The 22670-nt window shown below is 37.9% G+C and carries 20 protein-coding genes, 1 rRNA gene and 1 riboswitch; all 21 genes read right to left on the reverse strand.

The window, feature by feature from the left end; genetic code table 11:
- Window positions 1–5 precede the first annotated feature (5 nt).
- Complete coding sequence (gene pcrA / locus ACFVR1_RS14850; RefSeq protein WP_387585110.1) at window positions 6–2234, reverse strand: DNA helicase PcrA; 2229 nt, start codon at window positions 2232–2234, stop codon at window positions 6–8.
- 66 nt (window positions 2235–2300) lie between these two features.
- Window positions 2301–2981: a heptaprenylglyceryl phosphate synthase gene (pcrB, locus tag ACFVR1_RS14855; RefSeq protein WP_387585111.1), complete on the reverse strand. Its 681-nt coding sequence runs from the start codon at window positions 2979–2981 to the stop codon at window positions 2301–2303.
- 761 nt (window positions 2982–3742) lie between these two features.
- Entirely contained in the window at window positions 3743–4063 is a 321-nt protein-coding gene (locus ACFVR1_RS14860; RefSeq protein ID WP_387585113.1) for a YerC/YecD family TrpR-related protein, read from the reverse strand.
- Window positions 4064–4096: 33 nt separating this feature from the next.
- Window positions 4097–5149 (reverse strand): DUF3048 domain-containing protein, encoded by a 1053-nt coding sequence (locus ACFVR1_RS14865; RefSeq protein ID WP_387585114.1) that lies wholly within the window; start codon window positions 5147–5149, stop codon window positions 4097–4099.
- A gap of 10 nt (window positions 5150–5159) precedes the next feature.
- Window positions 5160–6890 carry an adenine deaminase C-terminal domain-containing protein gene (locus ACFVR1_RS14870; RefSeq protein WP_387585116.1) on the reverse strand — a complete coding sequence of 577 codons (1731 nt, stop codon included), beginning with the start codon at window positions 6888–6890 and terminating at the stop codon, window positions 5160–5162.
- A 115-nt stretch (window positions 6891–7005) separates the two neighbouring features.
- Complete coding sequence (locus ACFVR1_RS14875) at window positions 7006–7533, reverse strand: DUF6886 family protein (RefSeq protein WP_387585118.1); 528 nt, start codon at window positions 7531–7533, stop codon at window positions 7006–7008.
- A 106-nt stretch (window positions 7534–7639) separates the two neighbouring features.
- Window positions 7640–8899 carry a phosphoribosylamine--glycine ligase gene (purD, locus tag ACFVR1_RS14880; protein WP_387585119.1) on the reverse strand — a complete coding sequence of 420 codons (1260 nt, stop codon included), beginning with the start codon at window positions 8897–8899 and terminating at the stop codon, window positions 7640–7642.
- 16 nt (window positions 8900–8915) lie between these two features.
- Window positions 8916–10451 (reverse strand): bifunctional phosphoribosylaminoimidazolecarboxamide formyltransferase/IMP cyclohydrolase, encoded by a 1536-nt coding sequence (purH, locus tag ACFVR1_RS14885; RefSeq protein WP_387585121.1) that lies wholly within the window; start codon window positions 10449–10451, stop codon window positions 8916–8918.
- Window positions 10452–11044: 593 nt separating this feature from the next.
- Window positions 11045–11617, reverse strand: coding sequence for a phosphoribosylglycinamide formyltransferase (gene purN, locus ACFVR1_RS14890; protein ID WP_387585122.1), 573 nt, complete (start codon window positions 11615–11617; stop codon window positions 11045–11047).
- Window positions 11610–12671, reverse strand: a complete 1062-nt coding sequence (purM, locus tag ACFVR1_RS14895) for a phosphoribosylformylglycinamidine cyclo-ligase (RefSeq protein WP_387585123.1) — start codon at window positions 12669–12671, stop codon at window positions 11610–11612. The genes purN and purM overlap by 8 nt, the downstream gene beginning before the upstream one ends.
- Before the next feature lie 11 nt (window positions 12672–12682).
- A complete protein-coding gene (purF, locus tag ACFVR1_RS14900; RefSeq protein ID WP_387585124.1) occupies window positions 12683–14104 on the reverse strand; it encodes an amidophosphoribosyltransferase in 1422 nt (473 codons plus the stop codon).
- A complete protein-coding gene (purL, locus tag ACFVR1_RS14905; protein ID WP_387585125.1) occupies window positions 14080–16311 on the reverse strand; it encodes a phosphoribosylformylglycinamidine synthase subunit PurL in 2232 nt (743 codons plus the stop codon). The genes purF and purL overlap by 25 nt, the downstream gene beginning before the upstream one ends.
- A complete protein-coding gene (gene purQ / locus ACFVR1_RS14910) occupies window positions 16295–16981 on the reverse strand; it encodes a phosphoribosylformylglycinamidine synthase subunit PurQ (RefSeq protein ID WP_387585126.1) in 687 nt (228 codons plus the stop codon). The genes purL and purQ overlap by 17 nt, the downstream gene beginning before the upstream one ends.
- Window positions 16978–17232, reverse strand: coding sequence for a phosphoribosylformylglycinamidine synthase subunit PurS (gene purS, locus ACFVR1_RS14915; protein ID WP_387585127.1), 255 nt, complete (start codon window positions 17230–17232; stop codon window positions 16978–16980). The genes purQ and purS overlap by 4 nt, the downstream gene beginning before the upstream one ends.
- Window positions 17229–17945 (reverse strand): phosphoribosylaminoimidazolesuccinocarboxamide synthase, encoded by a 717-nt coding sequence (gene purC, locus ACFVR1_RS14920; protein ID WP_387585128.1) that lies wholly within the window; start codon window positions 17943–17945, stop codon window positions 17229–17231. Before purC ends, purS begins: the two co-directional genes overlap by 4 nt.
- 82 nt (window positions 17946–18027) lie before the next feature.
- Complete coding sequence (gene purB / locus ACFVR1_RS14925; RefSeq protein ID WP_387585129.1) at window positions 18028–19323, reverse strand: adenylosuccinate lyase; 1296 nt, start codon at window positions 19321–19323, stop codon at window positions 18028–18030.
- Between the two features lie 15 nt (window positions 19324–19338).
- The gene (gene purK, locus ACFVR1_RS14930) at window positions 19339–20460 is read right to left on the reverse strand and encodes a 5-(carboxyamino)imidazole ribonucleotide synthase (protein WP_387585131.1); all 1122 of its coding nucleotides are present in this window, start codon (window positions 20458–20460) and stop codon (window positions 19339–19341) included.
- On the reverse strand, window positions 20457–20945 hold the full coding sequence (gene purE / locus ACFVR1_RS14935; protein WP_387585132.1) for a 5-(carboxyamino)imidazole ribonucleotide mutase: 489 nt from the start codon (window positions 20943–20945) through the stop codon (window positions 20457–20459). Before purE ends, purK begins: the two co-directional genes overlap by 4 nt.
- Before the next feature lie 213 nt (window positions 20946–21158).
- A riboswitch (purine riboswitch) is annotated at window positions 21159–21259 on the reverse strand.
- A 95-nt stretch (window positions 21260–21354) separates the two neighbouring features.
- Window positions 21355–21546, reverse strand: a complete 192-nt coding sequence (locus ACFVR1_RS14940) for an NETI motif-containing protein (protein WP_387585133.1) — start codon at window positions 21544–21546, stop codon at window positions 21355–21357.
- Window positions 21543–22067 carry a DUF2179 domain-containing protein gene (locus tag ACFVR1_RS14945; protein ID WP_387585139.1) on the reverse strand — a complete coding sequence of 175 codons (525 nt, stop codon included), beginning with the start codon at window positions 22065–22067 and terminating at the stop codon, window positions 21543–21545. Before ACFVR1_RS14945 ends, ACFVR1_RS14940 begins: the two co-directional genes overlap by 4 nt.
- A 510-nt stretch (window positions 22068–22577) precedes the next feature.
- Window positions 22578–22670, reverse strand: a 5S ribosomal RNA gene (gene rrf / locus ACFVR1_RS14950); the annotation flags it as partial.

The following is a 22670-nucleotide window of genomic DNA, read 5'->3' on the forward strand; positions in this document are numbered from 1 at the left end:
ATGAATTATCCTTTTTCTATCGGTGCAAATTTAGCAAGCAATCGTTTAATACCTGTTGGACTTGGAAATGCAATATCGAGCTCCGTATTTTCACCTTCACCTCGAACACTAACAACCATTCCAACTCCCCATTTTTTATGAGCTGCCTTATCCCCCACTTGCCAACCCATCTTCTCTCCTCCGGACTCTTTATATGCAGGACGAGTAACTACTGCTTTTCTAGCTTGTGGAACTTCACTAGATTTAGAAATTGAACCTCTAGTACTTTCATTCATTCCTCCCACTGCTTCTAAAATTTCACCGGAAATTTCTCCAATAAAACGGGAAGGACTATTAAAACTACCACGTCCAAAAATAGTTCGAGATTGAGCACATGTGATAAACAATCTTTCTTCCGCACGTGTTATTCCTACGTATGCAAGTCGACGTTCTTCTTCCATCTCATCGTCATCCCCAATAGAACGGGAATGAGGAAAAATATTTTCTTCCATTCCTATTATAAAAACAACGGGGAATTCAAGTCCTTTTGCAGCATGCATCGTCATTAAGATGATATTCCCTTGAGACGTATCTTCCTCTTCGTCCAACTTATCAATATCAGAAATGAGCGCTAAATCTGTTAAAAATGCAATAAGCGATTTATCATCGCTTTTTTCTTCAAATGCTTTCGTTACAGACAAAAACTCTTCAATATTTTCTAGTCGACTTTCGGCTTCAATAGTTTTCTCATTTTTTAACATCATACGATAACCCGTTTTATCAAGAATTTGTTCTACTATTTCTGTTACCGACAAAAATTCTTGCATTTGAGTAAAATTTTGAATTAGCCCTTGAAATTGCACAACGGAATTTACTGCACGTGCCGGTAATCCCATAAAGTCTACTTCATTTAAAGCATCCAGAATAGAACGGTCTTGTTCTAGCGCATACATTGCTATGCGTTCGAAAGAAGTAGCTCCAATATTTCGTTTCGGTTCATTAATAATTCTTGCAAGAGATAAGTCATCATCGTTATTAGCTATTAATCGAAGATATGCTAGTAAGTCTTTAATTTCTTTACGATCATAGAACTTAGTTCCACCGACAATCGTATAGGCCATATTCGATTTAACAAGTACTTCCTCCATCACACGAGATTGAGCGTTAGTCCGATACAAAATAGCAAAATCATCTAAGGTGCGATTCTCTTGTTCTAACATCTCTTGGATAGACTGTACAACAAATTGTGCTTCCTGTTGCTCATTAAAAGCACGGAACATCCGAATTTTTTCGCCTTCTTGATTGTCCGTTCGCAGTACTTTTGGATATCTACTTGTATTATTACCAATGACGTCATTTGCAGCTTGAAGGATTCTTTGAGATGATCGGTAATTCTGCTCTAACATTATTACAGTTGCGTTCGGATAATCCTTTTCAAACGAGAGGATATTTTGAATGTCCGCACCACGCCAGCGATAAATGGATTGATCGGAGTCACCAACAACACAAATATTCTTGAATTTTTGTGCAAGCATTTGTACTAATTCGTATTGTGCCTTATTTGTATCCTGATACTCATCCACATGAATGTATTGGAATTTATTTTGATAAAACTCTAATACTTCGGGAACTCGTTTAAAAAGGGTTAAAGTTGTCATGATTAAATCATCAAAATCAAGAGATTGGTTCTTTCTTAAACGCTTTTCATAACCTTTATAAACTTCTGCAACCGTTTTTTCAAATGGATTAAACTCATTCATTTGTGCTCTAAACGTATCTGCATCTATACATATATTCTTGGCACTACTAATCGCGTTTAACATTGAGCGAGGATCATATTTTTTCGAATCAATGTTTTGTTCTTTTAAGATACTTTTAATAACCGATAACTGATCTGTCGTATCTAAAATAGAGAAGCTTTTTGAATAGCCTATTCGGTCGATATCCCTTCTTAAAATACGAACACACATCGAGTGAAAAGTGGATACCCACATATTCTCACCTGATCCAGCACCTAAAATACTATTAATTCTTTCACGCATTTCTCGTGCTGCTTTATTTGTAAACGTTATGGCAAGTATTTTAGAAGGATATACTTCTTTTTCCACTATTAAGTAAGCAATTCGGTGCGTTAATACACGTGTTTTCCCCGAACCTGCTCCAGCCATAATGAGTAAAGGGCCTTCCGTTGTTTTAACTGCTTTATCTTGTTCCTTATTCATACCATTTAAAAGGTTTTTCGCTATAAGCTCCATAATACACTTCCTTAAAAGAACATTTGTTCTCGTTATTATACTGCTTCATATCTAATTACTCAAATATTACTTAACAGCATTTACTGTTTTCAGTGCTTCTTCTAAGTTTTCATATACTTGGTTTCCTACGATAATTGTGTCTGCATAAGTAGCCATTTCTCGTGCTTGGTCTTCAGTCTGAATACCTCCCCCGTAAAACAATTTCGTATTTACGAGTTTAGATTTCACTTTTTTAACAACATCGATATCACCATACGTTCCGCTATATTCCATATAAAAAACAGGAAATTTAAACATATGCTCTACCATTTGCGCATAAGCAATTACATCGTCATTTGTTTCTGGTTGTTTAGAATTTGTAAGCTTAGCCGCCTTGCAATCGGGATTTAAGATACAATAACCTTCAGGAATAATTTCATCCCAGTTCATCACTTCACCGAATTCCCTTGTCGCGGCATGATGTAAATCTTTTACCCATTTTGTATCAATGCTATTTAAAACACTTGGTATAAAATAAAAATCAAATCCAGGCGTAATTGACTCAATTGTCGAAACTTCAAGTGCTACAGGTACAGCATAGCGCCTAATACGCATTAATAAATCAATAACGTTATCCAGTGTTACATTGTCTGATCCACCAATAATGATTGCATCAGTCCCAGATTCGCAAATCTTTTCTAAAGCATTAGCATCGATTTCCTTTGCTGGATCCAATTTAAATATATGTCGCCATTCTTTATAGTCCATTTTTTCACCTACAAATCGTTAGTTAGCATTCCTCATTATAACAAAAAAACTGAACAGAGGCTTCTGTTCAGCTAAGACTTAATAGTAAAACTTCATATTTTTAATAAACTAATTTATTCCACAAAATATAGAAAACCGCAATCGACTTTTAAGTGCATCTTGGCTTCACTTATTCCTGAGTGCTTTGGACGAAACATTTGCTCCTGCGGTTACTCGTCGCAAAAAAATTTTGGCTACACTATTACCGGTGGATTTTGAGGAGTTGGAAGTGACTACGTCACTTCCAACTCCTCATTTTCGGTCATCTTGTGGCGAATGTTTGTCCGTCGCCCTCTTGGAATAGATAAAGACATAATGCTTTAGGTTTGGATAATGAGAGAATAAATACTTTCCTATACATTAAAAAGCGGACGAAGATGCAATTTCGTCCGCTACGCGTTTCTTTATGAATAGATACAATCTTTTTTAGTTTCCACCAACACTTCCTTACTGAGCTACTACTTACTTAATAGATTGAAGTGAAAGGTGGCGACTCCAGTCGGAGGCCAACAGGATGTTGGTCACGAAGGCGTTGCCACACGATGTGGCGCTCTTAGCCTTTGTTCCTCTGTGAGAAGATGAGCCATCACAAACGAACGCTTTAGCGGGCGGTGCTGGCTCATCGCTCACCCCGTGGAACGCGTCCACCTGAAACGGAAATCCGCCTATTCATTAACGGACACTTTTTCATTCTTCTCTAGGTCCACAAACCATAATGATACCTATCCTCTAGGATTTTGGAAAGGTTGTTCATCAGGATATAGGCGACCAAGCATTTCATCATACGTATCATTTCCATAGTCATAGCAACGTCTAACTCGTGAAATAGTTGCAGTACTTGCACCAGTTTCTTTTTTGATCGTTTCATATGTTTTTTTCAATCTCAATAAATGTGCAACTTCGAAACGTTGAGCAAGTGATTGAATTTCGCTTATTGTACATAAGTCATCGAAAAACTTATAACATTCTTCCATATTTTTAAGTTCTAAAACAGCTTTAAATAATTGGTCTGTTTGATGTCCTTTTATTTTATCCACTTGCATATGCTTGTCATTCCCCTCTTTTTTGTTGTTCTTTTATGGTAAAAACTTTACCATACTTTCAATTCCAGGATGTGTGGGTACAATACTTATCCATGACTTTCCTTTTACAAGCTTTGCAGGAACCCCATTTTCCATTGGAACTAGAATACCATCAACATTTTCCCATTGAATTTCTTTCATTACTCCAGCTTGAAATAGATAGGCTTTTCCACCAGCATTTAAAGTTAGTTCTTGTCTACCAGCATTATCTATTGTTCTATGCGGTATCTCCATAAAAATAACATTTGAAAGTTTGACAAGTTCACCTGACTCTTTATCCATTGTTACGACTCCTGCTGATTTTCTTTCATATAGTCCTTCTTCTGGTAAATACGTATATTGATTTTCAAAGCTTGTACCTGATCCATAACGAATACTTATACTAGTTGCAGGATTTCCTATTTTCACGTCTTCCACAGAATCATAATAAGAAAATGCGGGCATTTTATTTATTTCCATCGAAGCTCCAATTTTTTCTGCACCTAGAAAAACGTTTTCTTTAGAAATGTAGGAATTATGCGGTGCCTTTCGCTCCTTTGACCTTTTAAATAGGGTACCATCATACTGCATCCCATTAATATTATCCACAACTCTCGCATCTAACATTTTTTTAGCATCTGGGCTATAACCATGCGCAATGTAAAATGCATCCAAACCTTTAGCAATCGTAACAAAATAGTCACGTGCGCTTCTCACTGGTCCAATCGTTTCTGGAATCTCACTTTGAAAGAGTGCAAGAAACCTAGTGACATTTCCTTCAGCCAACATTTCATACACTATATCTGCTTGTGCAATACCTGACTGAGGGCGAGCAAGCGGATGATTATTCATTGTAACAAGAATTGGTCTTTGTTTCATTTCTACTTCCGAGCCAACTCCCGTAAAAGGAGCAAAATAAGGTAACCCTTGCTCTTCCTTGGCTACTTCCTCAACCTTTTCTGGTTCAACTACTGGATCTTTTGTTTCTTCTTGTCCTTCTTCTTTATTAGTACATGCAGCTAATAATAGAACGCTTAATACAAATATAAAACCCCTTTTTTTGAACACAAAAATCCCCCTACCTCATGAGTGCTGGAATTAGTACTTGTTTTTTCATCACATCAAATATCCCTCTTTGTGTAATTCGAACATAAGGTAAATGCGTTGATTGCAAGAATAATAATGTATAAATAGCATCGCCATGCTTAAATCCTCTTGCTGCCAACTCTTTTTTTAATAATAATTCTTCTTCTATTAACTCTTCCATCGGTTTGTCGGAAAGTCCACCGCCTATAGGAAGCGGGATAGAACAAATGACTTGGTCATCCTCTACTAACACAATTCCACCATTCATCTTCTTCATCTCTTCGAAAGCTTTTAACATACTTTTTTTATTCTTCCCGATTAGTATTATATCACCAGTATTAGAGTAAGAAGATGCAAATCCTTTTAGAGATGTAGCGAAACCTTTAATAAGTGTTGTTACTTTCCACTTACCGTTTCGGTCAATTAACATAAGGAAGCTTTCGTCATGATTCGATGAAAGTTCATTGTCTGTTGTATCGACAGATATAGAATAAGGTTTTGTAATGACATCATTTACCATTGATATTCCAAATGGCATGGAGAATTGAAAGTCATCATCCGTTAGATTAAAATCTAAATCTAGTGAGGGCATATCTGACCAATCGACTAGAGCTAATGATTGCACTTTTTCACCGTTACGTTTTAACCATACGCCTTTTGATAAAACGCTTACGGGAACAGGGCTATACTCATCTTCTAAAAAGTTTAAAGTGGCAAATCTTCCAGTAGCAATTACCCCATGTAAGTTAGATAGATTATAATATTTTGCAACATTGAACGATGCCATTAAATAAGCATCGATTGGGTTTACTCCAGCATCCAATGCAACTTGAATACATTTATCCATCACGCCATCTATGTGAAACGAAGGAGTAGCTCCGTCAGTAGTCATCATCAAATGATCGAAAATATGAAGATCTTTTTCTAATATGCCTTTTAAGAGAACTGGTAAATCAGGACGAATGGACGAATGACGTAGAGTCACAGCATAACCATGAAGAATGCGTCTTTCCACTTCCTCAATTGTCATGGATTCATGATCACCGTCCGCTCCAAGTAGACGCATTCGAGCGAGCGTGCGCTCCGATGCTCCTGGAAAATGACCTTCTATTTTCATGCCATGCGATTTTGCTTGCTGCATCCAGTAAAGCATTTGATCATCACCCGATAGCAATCTCGGCCAACCCGTTAACTCTCCACCCATAATAACATCCGGTCGTTCAATCCATTCGCCAATTGTTTTAGAGGTGAATAACTCTTCCTCATTTTCTAGTTCTGTTTGAGAATCAAAACGAGCCCACCAATAAAATGCAAAAGGTAGTTTCTTTAATTGATCCATAATTGAAAACGCTTTCTTATTTTCAAGTGCTAAAAAAAACACTAAGTTATCTGCGATGAAGGTCGTAGTTCCACGTTGTGCTGCATAATCTGCAAACGATTGTGGGTGATAGAGCTGAAATGGATGCACATGAGGTTCCATATAACCAGGAACAATCTTTTGTCCGCTTGCATCATATACTTCTGTTTTTTCAGAAACAAGTGGCATTTCCACTCCTGTGTATACAATCCGATCTTTAACAATCCAAATATTACCGGTAATCCATTTTTTTAAATGACTATGTAAATAAGTTGCGTTTTTTATCAGAATATCTGGAGACTTTATTCCATTTACAACTTCTAGCTGATGTCTGATTTCTTCTATTTTCCAGATTGGATATTGCATACCATCCATTCTCCTTCCTTTAAGGTTGCTCATAAAAATAAATATAGCATATCACTTTAGTAAAGCAAAGTGTTGTTTGTTATTTTTTTGAAGATTCAGTAGCAAATAAATAAATTTATAGTAGTTTTTTGGGTTGTGCAAATTCCATTCTACACATGGACCAACTAAGTGACGTTTTCTGAATTTCTTCACAAATATCCCACAGATTATCTACGATTCTAATTTCAACATTTCTATTGAAGTGTTCATTAAATAAATCGATTATTTCAAGCCTTTCAATTGGAACTTGGGACGTTTTGCTAATGTAATATCCAGCAATTTCATCTAATAGTTCAAACTGTTTTGAATCAAATTCATATAAGTAAAGCTTCGTATTTTTCATCGTCTCAAACCATTTATTTTCAATTACTACTACATGAGTGCTGTTAGTGGAGGAAAAATACCTCTCCACATCATCTTCAGATGTATTCTTACCGATGTGATAAGTAACCCTTGGGCAATTTCTTGGTGTCAAAAAGTTTGGTAAACATTTGTCGTTAATTGCCCACACAAGCCCTGTTCTTTGGTCTAAATCTGTCCGTGTTGGGAGTCTTGGTTCAAAAAATTCGATGTTATCTTCTTCACTTACATGAAATAATCTCATTTTCGATCTCCTTTAACTCAATATTAAGTGTGTAACAAAGGAATGAGAAGCAGAACCGTTATTGGTTTTGCTTCTCATTTTATCATTAATTAAAAACGAACATAAATTATGAAAATGTTCGCCAGCCAATGTCTTTACGGAAAAACAAACCATCCCAAGTTAATTTGGCTAAACCATCGTATACTTTTAGTTGTGCTTCTTTTAATGTTGATTCACTTGCTGCTACTAAAATAACGCGACCCCCATTTGCTATAAATCCATCTGCTCCTGCTTTAGTACCTGCGTGAAAGACTTGAAGACCTGATTCTTCTAAAGCAGAAAGATCCGGGAGCTCTGCACCTTTTTGTACATCACTTGGATAACCTACAGATGCAATGACAACACCTAGCATTACTTCATCAGACCATTCCAACTCAAACGGTTTTTCATCCATTAGAGTTGTAATGAAAAGTCCAAAATCCGAAGTCATCCGCGGAAGAACAACTTGTGTTTCTGGATCTCCAAAACGAGCATTAAATTCAATAACTTTTGGTCCGTCATTAGTAATAATGAGCCCTGCATATAAAATACCAGTGAAAGGTGTACCTTCTTGCCCCATTGCTTTCACAGTTGGTACAACAACCGTTTCATACGCTAATTCCACTACTTCGTTTGAAATCTGAGGAACTGGAGAATAAGCGCCCATTCCACCAGTGTTTGGCCCCTTGTCCCCATCATATGCACGTTTATGATCTTGTGAAATCACCATTGGATAAATTTGTCCATTATGTACAAATGACATATATGAAATTTCTTCTCCAACTAAAAACTCCTCAATTACTACACTTGACGAAGATTCACCAAATAATTGATTGCCAATCATGTCTTCTACAGCAATGTTGGCTTCATCCACTGTCATGGCAACTACTACACCTTTGCCAGCAGCTAGACCGTCAGCTTTAACAACAATTGGAGCACCAAGCTTTTCAATATATGCTTTTGCTTTATCCACTTCTGTAAATGTTTCATAAGTGGCAGTTGGGATACTATACTTTTTCATAAGCTCTTTAGCGAATGTTTTACTTCCTTCCAATTGTGCTGCTGCTTTGTTAGGTCCAAAAATACGAAGATCATGCTTAGTGAAGTGATCCACTATACCAGCCACAAGTGGTTGCTCTGGCCCAACAAACGTCAAATCAATAGCATTATCTTTTGCAAACTGAGCAAGCCCTTCAAAATCCATTACATCGATTGGAATGATTTGTGCATCATTTGCCATTCCAGCATTTCCTGGTGCTACAAATACATTACTTACAGAAGCAGAATTGTTAAACTGTTTAGCAATAGCATGCTCGCGGCCGCCACTACCAATCACGAGAATATTCATATGAGATATGCCTCCCTTAATGTTTGAAATGACGAATTCCAGTGAAGACCATTGCAATTCCGTATTCATTCGCTTTATCGATAGAATCTTGGTCTTTCACAGAGCCCCCAGTTTGAATAATAGCCGTAATACCAGCTTTTGCAGCTGTTTCTACTGTGTCGTTCATTGGGAAAAATGCATCCGAGGCTAGCCCTGCTCCTTTTGCACGCTCTCCAGCTTGTTCAAGTGCAATTTTTGCTGATCCAACACGGTTCATTTGACCGGCACCAACACCAATTGTCATATCTTCTGTAGCAACAACGATTGCATTTGATTTCACATGTTTCACTACATTCCATCCAAGTTCTAATGCTTTCCACTCTTCTGGTGTTGGTTCACGATCAGTAACGACTTTCACATCTGCGTCTTTTAATCCGAATGTATCAGGAGATTGAACTAATAATCCACCTTCTACTGAAACAGTGTTCCAAGCATCTTTTTTCGTTTGCTTATAAGAAATAGTTAACAATCGGATGTTTTTCTTCGCAGTCAACATAGCAATGGCTTCTTCTGAGAACGAAGGAGCGATAACAATTTCTAAGAAAATACCTGCTAAAACCTTCGCTGTTGCAGCATCTACTTCGCGGTTTAATGCAACAATTCCACCGAAAATAGAAGTAGAATCTGCTTCATAAGCTTTATTAAAAGCAGCAGAAATTGTTTCTCCTGTTCCAACTCCACATGGATTCATATGTTTTACTGCAACGGCTGCAGGTAGTTCGAACTCTTTCACGATTTGAATAGCTGCATTTGCATCTTGAATATTATTATAAGAAAGTTCTTTACCATGCAATTGAGTTGCCGAAGCGATGGAGAAATCGGAGCCAAGTGGTCGTTTGTAAAATGCTGCTTTTTGATGTGGATTTTCACCATAACGTAATGATTGTTTACGTTCATATGTAAGAGTCATTAGCTCAGGAAATTCTTCACCAGTTAAATCTGTCATATAACTAGCGATTAATGCATCGTATGCTGCAGTGTGCCGGAAAACCTTAGCGGCTAACTTACGGCGTGTTTCAAGTGTAGTTTCGCCAGTTTCTTTTAGCTGTGCTAGTACCTCTGGATAATCTTCAGCATCTGTTACGACTGTCACGTATTGATGATTTTTTGCAGCAGATCGTAACATAGAAGGGCCGCCGATATCGATGTTTTCGATTGCATCTTCAAATTCAACATCTGGTTTTGAAATTGTTTCACGGAAAGGATATAAGTTAACACACACTACTTGGATCGGTGTAATACTATGTTCTTCTAATTGCGCTTGATGGGAAGGATCATCATGTTTTGCCAATAACCCACCATGAATCATTGGATTTAATGTTTTTACGCGACCATCCAAAATTTCCGGAAAATTTGTTACTGCGTCTACGGATGTAATTGCTACTCCATTTTGCTCTAAAAATGCTTTCGTTCCACCAGTTGATAATATTTCATACCCCAGAAGCTCTAGCTCTTTTGCAAATTCAAGAATTCCTGATTTATCTGAAACACTAATTAACGCACGTTTTGACACAATATTTCCTCCTTTTATTAAGAAAAGCGCCCTTTAAGTATACATTGTCTTCACCAATTCACGAGTACTTGGGACCAAACCTTTGCTACACTATTACCGATGACTTTTATGGAGGATCTGGAAGTGACTACGTCACTTCCAGATCCTCTTTTTCCGGTAATCTTGTCACAAAGGATTGTCCGTCGACCTCTTGGATTGCGTGGAGACAAGATGCATTTGTTTTGGATTATTAGGGATAAAATCCTTCCCTACTCTTTTAAAAGCTTCCTAAGATACAATTTCGGATGCTCTTCGCTTCTTCATTGGTAGATACTACCTATTTTTCTCTATTTCCGCTTGCCATATTGATAAACAAAGATAAGTATCAGTTTATTATTTATATCAAGCATATTATCTTTATTATTTGCTCTGTTGATTGGAGCGGAAGGCGGCGACTCCTAGGGGATTAGCAAGCAAATCAAGACCCTGGACTGAGCGAAGCGAAGGAAGCGGCTTGATGCTTGCCCCCTGGAAAGCGTCCGCCTGCAGCGGAAATCAACCTGTTCATGGCATTAATTCATATACATTCTTATCTTTTAAGAAAAGCCGGTATATTACCGGCTCCATAGATCTTGTAAAGTCTTTGTATATAATGCATGCTCTACTGCATGAATTCGTTCTTCTGTTTTCTCTCTGTCTCCATCCACAACTTCAACAGCCTGCTGGGCTAAAATAGGGCCTGTATCCATGCCAGCATCTACATAGTGGACGGTTACCCCTGTTATCTTCACGCCATGAACCATTGCTTGTCCGATTGCATCTTTTCCTGGAAATGCAGGAAGTAAAGAGGGATGGATATTAATAATGCGATTCGGATACGCTTCGAGCAGTACATCTCCGATCAAACGCATATATCCAGCAAGAATAATCCATTCGACTTCATACTCCGAAAGTTTTTGTAAAATAACTTGTTCATATGCTTCCTTTGATGGAAAATCAGATGGCTTAATCGCTAACGTTTCAATTTCTGCATGTCGAGCACGCTCAACGATATAGGCGTTAGGCTTATCCGTCACAACCAACACTGCCTGACCAGCTAACGTACCTTCACTTACTGCATCTCGAATAGCTTGAAAGTTGCTTCCACTACCCGAAGCAAATACTGCAAATTTTGGTGTCCTAGCCATACACTAAGCTCCCGTCATGCGTTCCGTTGAATAAAACACCTTCACCTTTCACAACACGACCGATTGTATATGCTTTTTCCCCATGAGCTTCCGCAATTGCAATTGCTTTGTCTGCTTCTTCCGCAGATAAAGCTAGAACGAATCCAATACCCATATTGAAAACATTATATAAATCGCGGTCAGTCAACTCGCCTTTTTCCTTCAAGAAATTGAAAACAGGGAGTACTTCCCATGAACCTAAATCGATTTCTACAGCTAAACCTTCCGGCATCATACGTGGTAGATTTTCATAAAAACCGCCACCAGTTACATGAGCCATTCCGTGTATAGCAAGTTCGTTATGCATTTCCATTACTGGTTTCGCATAAATTTTTGTTGGTGTAAGAAGTGCTTTTCCTATTGCTCCAAGCTCTTCATAACCCTCCACTACCGTTTCCGTAGAATATCGGTTCTCTTCAAATACGATTTTACGCACTAAAGAAAAACCATTCGAATGAACCCCACTAGAAGCAATTCCTACTAACACGTCGCGCTCCGCAATTTTATCACCAGTTACGATTTTCGATTTTTCACATGCACCGACTGCGAATCCTGCAAGATCATATTCGTCTTCCTCATATAAACCCGGCATTTCCGCTGTTTCCCCACCGATTAGAGCTGCTCCGGACTGAACACATCCATCAGCAACACCTTTTACGATTTGTTCAATACGTGCAGGAACTGCTTTCCCAACCGCGACGTAATCGAGGAAAAATAGTGGTTCTGCCCCTTGTGCAACAATATCGTTCACACACATTGCAACACAGTCCACACCGATTGTATCGTGTGAATCTGTCATGAATGCAAGCTTTAGCTTCGTTCCCACACCATCTGTCCCTGAAATAAGTACAGGTTCCTTATAATTCAACGATGACAAATCAAACATACCGCCAAAACCACCGAAAGTACCCATGATTCCTTTTCTAGCTGTACGTTCAACATGTGATTTCATTCTTTCAACTGCTTCATACCCAGCTTCAATATTAACGCCGGCTTTTTCATATGCTTTTGACATGTAGAATCCTCCTATCGAACAAGCTCTTTTTCATGTGGTAACTTTGTATTCGGGGAAATAGGTGTTGGATATTCACCTGTAAAACAAGCTAAACAGTGCCCACAATTTTTGCCTTCATCCGTTCGACCGATTGCTTGTACCATACCTTCAACCGATAAAAATGAAAGGGAGTCTGCTCCTATCAATTCACGCATTTCTTCCACACTATTGTTAGATGCGATCAATTCCTCATCTGTACTAATATCAATTCCATAAAAACACGGGTTTTTAAGTGGAGGTGAGCTTATGACTACATGTACTTCTTTTGCTCCTGCCTCTTTTAACATTTTCACAATACGCTTAGAAGTTGTTCCTCGTACGATTGAATCATCGACCATCACAACTCGTTTTCCATTTACAACTTGCCGAACAGGTGATAGCTTCATTTTCACACCACGTTCACGTAAATCTTGCGAAGGTTGTATAAACGTACGCCCAACATAGCGATTCTTAATAAGACCTAATTCATAGGGAATACCTGTTGCTTCCGAAAAACCGATTGCAGCGGAAATACTAGAATCTGGTACTCCCGTTACAACGTCTGCCTCCAATTGAATCTCTTGTGCAAGTTGTATTCCAAGTCGTTTTCTCGCGCTATGAATATTAATACCGTCAATATCAGAATCTGGACGGGAGAAATACACATATTCCATTGTGCAAATTGCCCGTTCTGCTGGTTCTGAAAAACGCTCCGATCTCAAACCATGATCATTAATAATAAGTAGCTCCCCTGGTTCTACCGACCGAATAACTTCCGCTCCGATTAAATCGAACGCACTTGTTTCGGATGCTACAACCCATGCATCCCCCAGTTTTCCTATAGAAAGTGGGCGCATGCCGTGCGGATCTTGCGCTACCATCATTTCGTCTTCCGTTAAAATGATAAATGCGAATGCACCATCTAATAATTTCAGCGCCTGTTTCGCACGTTCCTCTAAAGACGTATGATGACTCTTTTTCAATAAATGTGCCAAAACTTCCGTATCTGAAGTTGTTTGAAAAATACTGCCTTGCTGTTCTAAACTACGTTTCAATCTATTGGCATTTACTATATTACCGTTATGTGCAATTGCAAGACTTCCAGTAGTCGAATTAAATAGTAGTGGTTGAACATTTTCAATACCAGAACCACCTGCAGTAGCATATCGAACATGTGCGATTGCAGCTTTTCCAGTCAGCTTTTCAAGCTTCCCATTACTAAAAACATCATTAACTAGTCCTTCTCCTTTAACAGCTCGTAAAAATTCTCCGTCTGTTACAACAATTCCAGCGCCTTCTTGCCCTCTATGTTGAAGTGCATGTAAACCATAATAGCTAATTGGTGCAGGATCTGGATGACCCCAAATTCCAAATACACCACATTCCTCGTTTAAGCCTCTGAGTTCAGCAAGCATGGGATTGCTCCTTTCCAAGCGGAACGGAATTCGTCAACAGAACCGTTAATCCATTCAGTTCCGTCTTCGTTAGAGATAATTACTTTATTAGCATCTGTTACAGTACCAATTTGAACAGCGTCTTGTACAATACTTTCAAACTCATCAGCATTTTCAGGCTTTACTGTTACTAAGAAACGTGATTGTGATTCACTGAATAATGCTGTTGTCGCAGAACCAGTTATTGTCACTTCTACTCCAAGACCGTTTGCACCAAAAGCTTTCTCCGCCAAGGCTACTGCAAGTCCGCCTTCTGCAATATCATGTGCAGACGCTACAACACCCGCTTTGATGGCTGAAAGAAGTGCGGCTTGACGAGTCGCTTCTACTTCTAGATCAATGGATGGTGCTTTGCCAAAAATGCGCTTTTCCACTAATTTCTGAAGCTCTGATCCACCAAATTCCGTTTTAGTTTCACCGATCAAATAAACTATATCTCCAGCTTGTTTCACTGATTGTGTTGTTACATGTGATAAGTCTTCAACAAGACCAACCAACCCGATAGTTGGTGTCGGGTAAACTGCTGTTCCACTACGTTCGTTATACAACGAAACATTCCCACCGATTACTGGTGATTCTAATGCAATACAAGCTTCAGAAATACCATCAGCCGACTTTTCCAACTGCCAGAAGATTTCAGGATTTTCTGGATTTCCGAAGTTCAAGCAGTCAGTTATCGCAAGTGGTTTTGCACCAGAGCATACAACATTACGTGCTGCTTCAGCCACTGCAATTTTTCCGCCTACAACTGGATCTAAGTAGATATATCTGGAGTTACAATCTGTCGTCATTGCTAATCCTTTATTCGTACCACGGACACGTACTACTGCAGCATCTGAACCAGGTGTAACTACTGTACTAGTACGAACTTGATAGTCATATTGATCATAAACCCATTCTTTTGAAGCGATTGTTGGTTGTTGAAGTAGGTTTAATAAAGTTTCTTTATAATTTGAAACTACTGGCTCTAAGTTTTCCATTGCTTGGAATTCATTATAATAAGCAGGTACAGAGGATGGCTTGTTATATACTGGTGCTTCTTCTGCAAGTGCATCTGCAGGAACTTCCGCAACTATTTCACCGTTATGAATCAAACGAAGCATTTTATCGCTAGTAACTTTACCAACTGCTACACAGTCTAATCCGTATTTATCAAAAATCTTCACAATTTCATCTTCGCGACCTTTTTTCACAACGATTAACATACGTTCTTGTGATTCCGAAAGCATCATTTCATATGCAGTCATGCCAGTTTCACGTTGAGGTACAAAATCTAAGTTCATTTCTACTCCGTAACCAGCTTTTGAAGCCATTTCAGCAGATGATGAGGTTAAACCTGCAGCACCCATGTCTTGTATACCGATTAAAGCATCTGATTTGATTACTTCTAAACAAGCTTCTAACAAAAGTTTCTCCATGAATGGGTCTCCAACTTGTACAGCTGGACGCTTTTCTTCTGAAGCTTCAGTTAATTCTTCGGAAGCAAATGTTGCACCATGTATACCGTCGCGACCTGTTTTTGCCCCAGCATACATCACAGTGTTGCCTTCACCAGCAGCAATCCCTTTTTGTATATCTTCATGATTGATCAAACCAACGCACATTGCGTTAACAAGAGGGTTTCCTTCATAACAGTCATCAAACTGAATTTCTCCCCCAACAGTAGGAATACCGATACAGTTACCGTAACCTGCAATACCAGCTACAACTTCTTCAAACAAATATTTTACTCTTGGAGTTTTCAATTCACCAAAACGTAGAGAATTTAACATTGCTATTGGACGAGCACCCATAGAGAATACATCACGGATTATCCCTCCAACACCAGTAGCTGCACCTTGATAAGGCTCAATTGCAGATGGATGATTATGCGATTCCATTTTGAAAACTACTGCTTGACCATCGCCAATATCAACAATACCAGCACCTTCACCTGGTCCTTGTAATACTTGTGGACCTTTTGTTGGGAACTTACGAAGAACTGGTTTTGAATTTTTATAGGAGCAATGTTCAGACCACATTACAGAGAATAAACCCGTCTCTGTGTAGTTTGGTAGACGACCTAAAATCTTCTCAACCATTTCAAATTCTTCGTCTGACATCCCCATTTGAGCATATAGTTTTTGTTCTTTAATTTGCGTTGGATTTGGTTCAAGCATGACTGACATGAGTTTCCCTCCACTGTTTAACAATTGATTTGAATAAAGCTAGACCATCAGAACCACCCATAATTTCGTTTGCAGCTCGTTCTGGATGAGGCATCATACCAAGGACATTTCTTTTTTCATTCACAATTCCTGCAATATCTTCTAAACTACCATTCGGATTTTCTGAAGCATATGTGAAAACGATTTGATTATTTTCTTTTAATTTTGCAAGCGTCTCTTCATCGCAGTAATAATTTCCTTCACCATGAGCGATTGGAATTTGTATTACTTCATCTTTTTTATAAGCAGAAGTAAATTGCGTTTCATTATTTACCACTTTTAAATCCACTGTGCGACACATGAATTTAAGATTTTTATTACGAAGTAACGCTCCTGGAAGAAGACCTGCCTCCGTTAAAACTTGGAATCCATTACAGATACCAAGTACAGGTTTGCCAGCTTCCGCTGCTTTCACAACTTCTGACATAACATTAGAGAAGCGAGAGATTGCGCCACAGCGTAAGTAGTCACCATATGAAAAGCCACCAGGTAATAAAATTCCGTCGAATCCGCTTAAATCCTGCTCATCATGCCAAACGTATTCTACTTCTTCCCCAAGTTCGTCTTTAATCGCGTGATACATGTCTAAATCACAGTTCGATCCTGGAAAAACGATTACTGCGAACTTCATTTGCTTACAGCCTCCTCAACATCGTATCGATAGTCTTCGATTACTGTATTTGTCAAAAGCTTTTCACACATTTCTCTCACGATAGCGTCTAAATCACGATCACTCTCATCGATTTGAAGCTCTAAATACTTCCCAATACGTACATCTTTCACTTCACTGTAATTCATAGAATGAAGAGCACCCATTACTGCAGAACCCTGTGGATCTAAAACACTTTCACGTAATGTTACATACACTTTAACTTTTTTCATTTTGATAATCCTCCTAGGCGGGAAAGTATTATTTCATAAACTTCTGTTAAGCTTCCTAAATTACGTCTAAATACATCTTTATCTAGTTTATTGTTCGTTTTGTCATCCCAAAGTCTACAAGTATCGGGAGATATCTCATCTGCAAGTAAAATTTCACCTTCTGCAGTTTTACCGAATTCCAGTTTAAAATCTATTAAAGTAACGCCAATCTCTTTAAAGATTGGTTGAAGTACTTGATTAATTTCCAGTGCTTTTGTTTCGATCGTCTCTACTTCTTCAGGTGTTGCAAGTGCAAGCAGTTCAATATGTGCATCTGTCAACAAAGGATCACCTAGTGCATCGTCCTTGTAATAGAATTCTACTATCGTATGTTTTAAAGGAATTCCTTCATCCATACCTAATCTCTTTGCTAAACTTCCTGCTGCTACATTTCGAACAACTACTTCTAATGGAATGATCTCTACTTTTCTTACAAGTTGTTCATTCTCTGAAATTTGCTTTACAAAGTGAGATTCAATTCCTCGTTTTTCCAACTCTTTAAATAGAATTGTTGTGATTTTATTATTTAAAATCCCTTTGCCTTCTATTTCTTCTTTTTTCTCACCGTTAAAAGCAGTAGCACTATTTTTATAAGAAACAAACAGGATGTTTTCATCATCTGTTTCGAATAATTGTTTTGCTTTTCCTTCGTATAATAGACGACCTTTTTCCACTGTAAATCCCTCCGATGAAGTGAAGCTTTATCAGTAGGAGAATATTTCCCCTACTGATTGCTAGTTGAAAAGTTTTAATGAATTAATTAAGTCCTAAACGATTAAAAATTAAATCTACATGTTGGATATGATAGTTGTAATCAAAGCAGTCATCTAACTCTTCTTTTGTTAATAAAGAAGTAATTTTTTCATCCGCATCAACAAATGTACGGAAGGCAGTTTGAGATTCCCATGCTTGCATCGCTAGTGGTTGCACAGTATCATACGCTGTTTCACGTGCTAATCCTTTATCAATAAGTGCAAGAAGCACTCGTTGAGAATAAATTAATCCTAAAGTGGAATCCATATTACGCTTCATATTTTCAGGGAATACAGTTAAGTTTTTCACAATATTGCTGAAACGGTTCAACATATAGTTAAGTGCAATGGTTGCATCAGGTAAAATAACACGTTCTGCTGAAGAATGAGAGATATCTCTTTCATGCCATAATGCAACGTTTTCATAAGCAGTCATCATATAGCCACGGATTAATCTCGCCATACCAACCATATTTTCAGAACCGATTGGATTACGTTTATGCGGCATCGCAGAAGATCCTTTTTGACCTTTTGAGAAAAACTCTTCAACTTCGCGAGTTTCTGATTTTTGCAAGCCACGAACTTCTGTTGCAAATTTTTCAATAGAAGTTGCGACAAGTGCTAATACGCTTAAATACTGTGCGTGACGATCACGTTGCAATGTTTGAGTGGAAATTGGAGATGCTGCTAAACCTAATTTTTCACAAACATATTGCTCTACAAATGGATCGATGTTTGCATACGTTCCTACTGCTCCTGACATTTTTCCAGTTTCAATCACTTTAGCGGCAGCCTCAAAACGTTCTAAGTTACGTCTCATCTCCTCTGTCCAAAGAGCAAGTTTAAGTCCAAAAGTTGTTGGCTCTGCATGCACTCCATGTGTGCGCCCCATCATTACTGTGTATTTATGTTCTTTTGCTTTATTCTCAAGAATTTCTATAAAGTTAAGGATATCCTTACGTAAAATAACATTAGCTTGTTTAATTAAATAAGAAAGAGCTGTATCTACTACGTCAGTTGATGTTAAACCGTAGTGAACCCATTTACGTTCTTCTCCTAAAGTCTCAGAAACCGCCCGAGTAAACGCTACTACATCATGTCTCGTTTCTTGTTCAATTTCTAAAATACGGTCTACATTGAATGATGCATTTTTACGAAGTGTTACAACATCTTCTTTTGGGATATCGCCAATTTCAGCCCATGCCTCACATGCTAATATCTCTACTTCTAACCATGCTTTGTATTTGTTTTCTTCTGTCCAAATTGCTCCCATTTCAGGGCGTGTATAACGTTCAATCATGTAAGTTCCTCCTGATTATGACCAAATTTTTGTTTGTTCTATTTCTGTTAACGTCTGTTCCATGTTTTCCGAAAGAATTGTAACATGCCCCATTTTACGGTTTGTTTTTGCTTCACTCTTACCGTACAAATGTACAGACCAATTAGGATATTTACTAATTGAGTTGATCAATGGAACGACATGCTGTCCCAATATATTCACCATAACAGAGTCTGTCCAAAGCTTTGGTTCTCTAAGCGGCCAACCACAAACTGCTCTAATATGCTGTTGGAACTGTGAAATATTACAAGCTTCAATCGAATAGTGACCAGAATTATGTGGTCTAGGTGCTAATTCATTTATTAATATTTCATTATCCCCTAAAACGAATATTTCTACCGCAAGCGTACCAACAAGATTTAAGTGATTTGCAATTGTTTGGGCAGCATCAATTGCTTTAGTTTCTAGAGATGCTTCAATACGTGCAGGGACGATTGTTTCATGCAAAATATGATTAACATGAATATTTTCCGCAATTGGTAAGCAATAGGTTTGCCCATCACCATTTCGTTGAACAATAACGGATATTTCTTTCGTAAATGTAACAAATGCTTCTGCAATACATGCAGAATGTGCAAAAAGTGATTTTGCATAATGAAGTTCACTCTTTGAATGAACAATTTGTTGTCCTTTTCCGTCATAACCACCTCTTGCTGTTTTAACGACACAAGGAAAACCAACTTCATCTATACGTTGTTCAAGTTCTTCAAAAGTACTTGCTTCGACAAATTTTGCAATTGGTACACCAGAAGCTTGGATTTCTTTTTTTTCAAGTATACGATCTTGCGTAATTTTTACTAATTCTGCACCTTGGGGAACATATGCAATTTCAGATAATCTTTTCAAACCGGAATAATCAATATTTTCAAATTCATATGTAATGACGTCACTTACCTCTGCAAGTTCTTCCAATGCAGCTTCGTCATTATATGGTGCCACAATGCGAATATCCGCAACCTGGCCACAAGGAGAATCCATCGTAGGTTCTAGTACCGCTATTTTGAACCCGGCTTCTTTTGCAGCTATCGCCATCATTCGTCCAAGTTGTCCCCCACCAATAATACCGATTGTTTGCCCAGGATAAATTACTTTAGTCATTCGAGCTCACCATTACTTTCTAATACCTTGTTTTTCGTATCTTCTCGTCTTTTTTCTAGTTGCTCTACGATACTTTCATCCGTTATAGATAGAATTTGTGCTGCAAGTAATCCTGCGTTAGTTGCTCCAGCTTTCCCTATCGCAACTGTTGCAACAGGTACTCCTCCTGGCATTTGTACGATAGATAACAAAGAATCTAGTCCATTAAGTGCTTTAGACTGAACGGGAACGCCAATTACCGGTAGAGTGGTTTTTGCCGCAACCATACCTGGCAAGTGTGCAGCACCTCCAGCTCCAGCAATTATTACTTGAATTCCACGAGCCCTCGCTTGATCCGCATATTCGAACATTAAGTCCGGCGTACGATGTGCAGAAACTACTTGTTTTTCATATGGTATTTTAAGATCATCAAGAATTTCACAACTATGCTTCATCGTTTCCCAATCGCTAGAACTACCCATAATTACACCAATTTTTGCGTTCATTATACTCGTCCCTTCTATTAAATTCGTTTTTCGTTAAAATATTAATTTGATTGCACAATAAATTTCTATAAAAAGTTACTGATTTCTTTCGAAAATAAAAAAGTTCCTCAAATAAACTACTCTCTTCGCATGAAAAGCAGTTTACTCAAGGAACAAAATTGGGGAGAATTTTTGTGACTACTATCAAACGTAATCACATCCTCCTAGCAGATTCCATAAGTTGCTTTCCCGCATAGTCCTGTCATTTACGGTGACTTGGTAGAGACGCTAAAGCCAATTCTTTAGCATATATGGGGATATTATCGTTCGTTTCTATTTATATTTTAACAAGAGTAATGATTCACGTCAATGGGTAAAAACGAACGATTATTTTTAATTGAACAACAATGTTCGGTTTTTTGACGAATTCTTATTTATTATTCTCTTTTATACCTTTTAACATGATGATTTGTTTAATTGGCACGGGTTGTCCATTCACTTCCGCAAAAAGCGGCTCTTCTTTTCGACCTACTACTTGAAAACCTTGACTATCCATTCTTTTCATACATTCTGCAATCGTTTCATTTTCTTCAACCTCAAACCAAACTGTCTCTTTTTTCATGAAAATAATTTTCCTTTCTTAACACTCTTTACCCAAAAACCACCATGAATTGACTTAGGTTCATAAGCAATGATAAACACTTTTGGATCAATTTCCTTTAACTTTGTATATAATTTTAATTCATATTTCCTTGGTGTTAGTATTTGCAGCGCAGCTCTATCCCCATCTAGCCCATGAGCAATCCAATCTGTCACACCATAACCTTCATTTCTTAATACTGTAGGTAAATTGGTATCAACATTTGTTGTAATAACATTGACCATAATATAACCAAGCGCCATTTTCTCTTCAATCTTCATACCAATTATAACCCCAGTTCCATATCCCAAAGCATACGCAATTAAATTTTGAATCTCATTTAGGTTATCCAATACAAGACCAAGACCCACTATGTAAATAATAACTTCCACTACACTTATCATTGCTGCTACGTATCGAAATCCCTTTAATGTAAGTATCATACGTAATGTAAAGAAAGTAACATACACAATATTAATAGAAAAAATGATTAAAATCATCATAATTGCTGAAGAATCCAAGAAAATCCACCCCTTTTAGCAATTTGTTTGTCATTTATTATCGCATAGTGGAGAATATTATCAACCATTTGAAATAATCTTATTTAGAATATTTTAATTAAAAGTTCAAATAAGTAATCTTGTATGATGTTTTGAAAAGAAATTAAGTTGTTATAGGAATAAGTAGAGAAGTAGAGCCATATGGGGAAATTGTTCTTGAATTATTATCCATAATCAGTCATAAAACGGCTCTTCGAGACCAATTGTACTCTATCCGAGACTAGTTCTACCAAACTCGAGACTAATTTAACTGGTGCCGAGACCAATTCACTTAAAGCCGAGACCAAATCTCACAATAAGTAGTTAGCTCTATGTGAGATAGGTCAATTAACCAATCAAGTAGTCCAACTTCACAACAGAATACTTTTGTAGGTACTTGGATTAAATCTGTTAAGTTTATTTTTCACATAAAAAAAAGCCGCTACCGATTACTCGATAACGACTTTTTATGGTGCCTAGCGACGTCCTACTCTCACAGGGGGAAACCCCCAACTACCATCGGCGATGAAGAGCTTAACTTCCGTGTTCGGTATGGGAACGGGTGTG

The sequence above is a fragment of the Psychrobacillus sp. NPDC058041 genome, assembly GCF_042885655.1.
Classification (GTDB): domain Bacteria; phylum Bacillota; class Bacilli; order Bacillales_A; family Planococcaceae; genus Psychrobacillus.

Excerpts from the sequence above, each read along its gene's own strand:
- purD (WP_387585119.1), bottom strand. The coding sequence starts at position 8,899 with ATGAATATTCTCGTGATTGGTAGTGGCGGCCGCGAGCATGCTATTGCT.
- purF (WP_387585124.1), bottom strand. The coding sequence starts at position 14,104 with ATGCTTGCTGAACTCAGAGGCTTAAACGAGGAATGTGGTGTATTTGGA.
- purE (WP_387585132.1), bottom strand. The coding sequence starts at position 20,945 with ATGAACGCAAAAATTGGTGTAATTATGGGTAGTTCTAGCGATTGGGAA.
- purL (WP_387585125.1), bottom strand. The coding sequence starts at position 16,311 with ATGTCAGTCATGCTTGAACCAAATCCAACGCAAATTAAAGAACAAAAA.
- purM (WP_387585123.1), bottom strand. The coding sequence starts at position 12,671 with ATGTCAAAAGCATATGAAAAAGCCGGCGTTAATATTGAAGCTGGGTAT.
- purK (WP_387585131.1), bottom strand. The coding sequence starts at position 20,460 with ATGACTAAAGTAATTTATCCTGGGCAAACAATCGGTATTATTGGTGGG.
- purS (WP_387585127.1), bottom strand. The coding sequence starts at position 17,232 with ATGAAAAAAGTTAAAGTGTATGTAACATTACGTGAAAGTGTTTTAGAT.
- ACFVR1_RS14875 (WP_387585118.1), bottom strand. The coding sequence starts at position 7,533 with ATGAGATTATTTCATGTAAGTGAAGAAGATAACATCGAATTTTTTGAA.
- ACFVR1_RS14870 (WP_387585116.1), bottom strand. The coding sequence starts at position 6,890 with ATGCAATATCCAATCTGGAAAATAGAAGAAATCAGACATCAGCTAGAA.
- ACFVR1_RS14945 (WP_387585139.1), bottom strand. The coding sequence starts at position 22,067 with ATGATGATTTTAATCATTTTTTCTATTAATATTGTGTATGTTACTTTC.
- purB (WP_387585129.1), bottom strand. The coding sequence starts at position 19,323 with ATGATTGAACGTTATACACGCCCTGAAATGGGAGCAATTTGGACAGAA.
- purN (WP_387585122.1), bottom strand. The coding sequence starts at position 11,617 with ATGGCTAGGACACCAAAATTTGCAGTATTTGCTTCGGGTAGTGGAAGC.
- ACFVR1_RS14860 (WP_387585113.1), bottom strand. The coding sequence starts at position 4,063 with ATGCAAGTGGATAAAATAAAAGGACATCAAACAGACCAATTATTTAAA.
- pcrA (WP_387585110.1), bottom strand. The coding sequence starts at position 2,234 with ATGGAGCTTATAGCGAAAAACCTTTTAAATGGTATGAATAAGGAACAA.
- purQ (WP_387585126.1), bottom strand. The coding sequence starts at position 16,981 with ATGAAGTTCGCAGTAATCGTTTTTCCAGGATCGAACTGTGATTTAGAC.
- pcrB (WP_387585111.1), bottom strand. The coding sequence starts at position 2,981 with ATGGACTATAAAGAATGGCGACATATATTTAAATTGGATCCAGCAAAG.
- ACFVR1_RS14940 (WP_387585133.1), bottom strand. The coding sequence starts at position 21,546 with ATGAAAAAAGAGACAGTTTGGTTTGAGGTTGAAGAAAATGAAACGATT.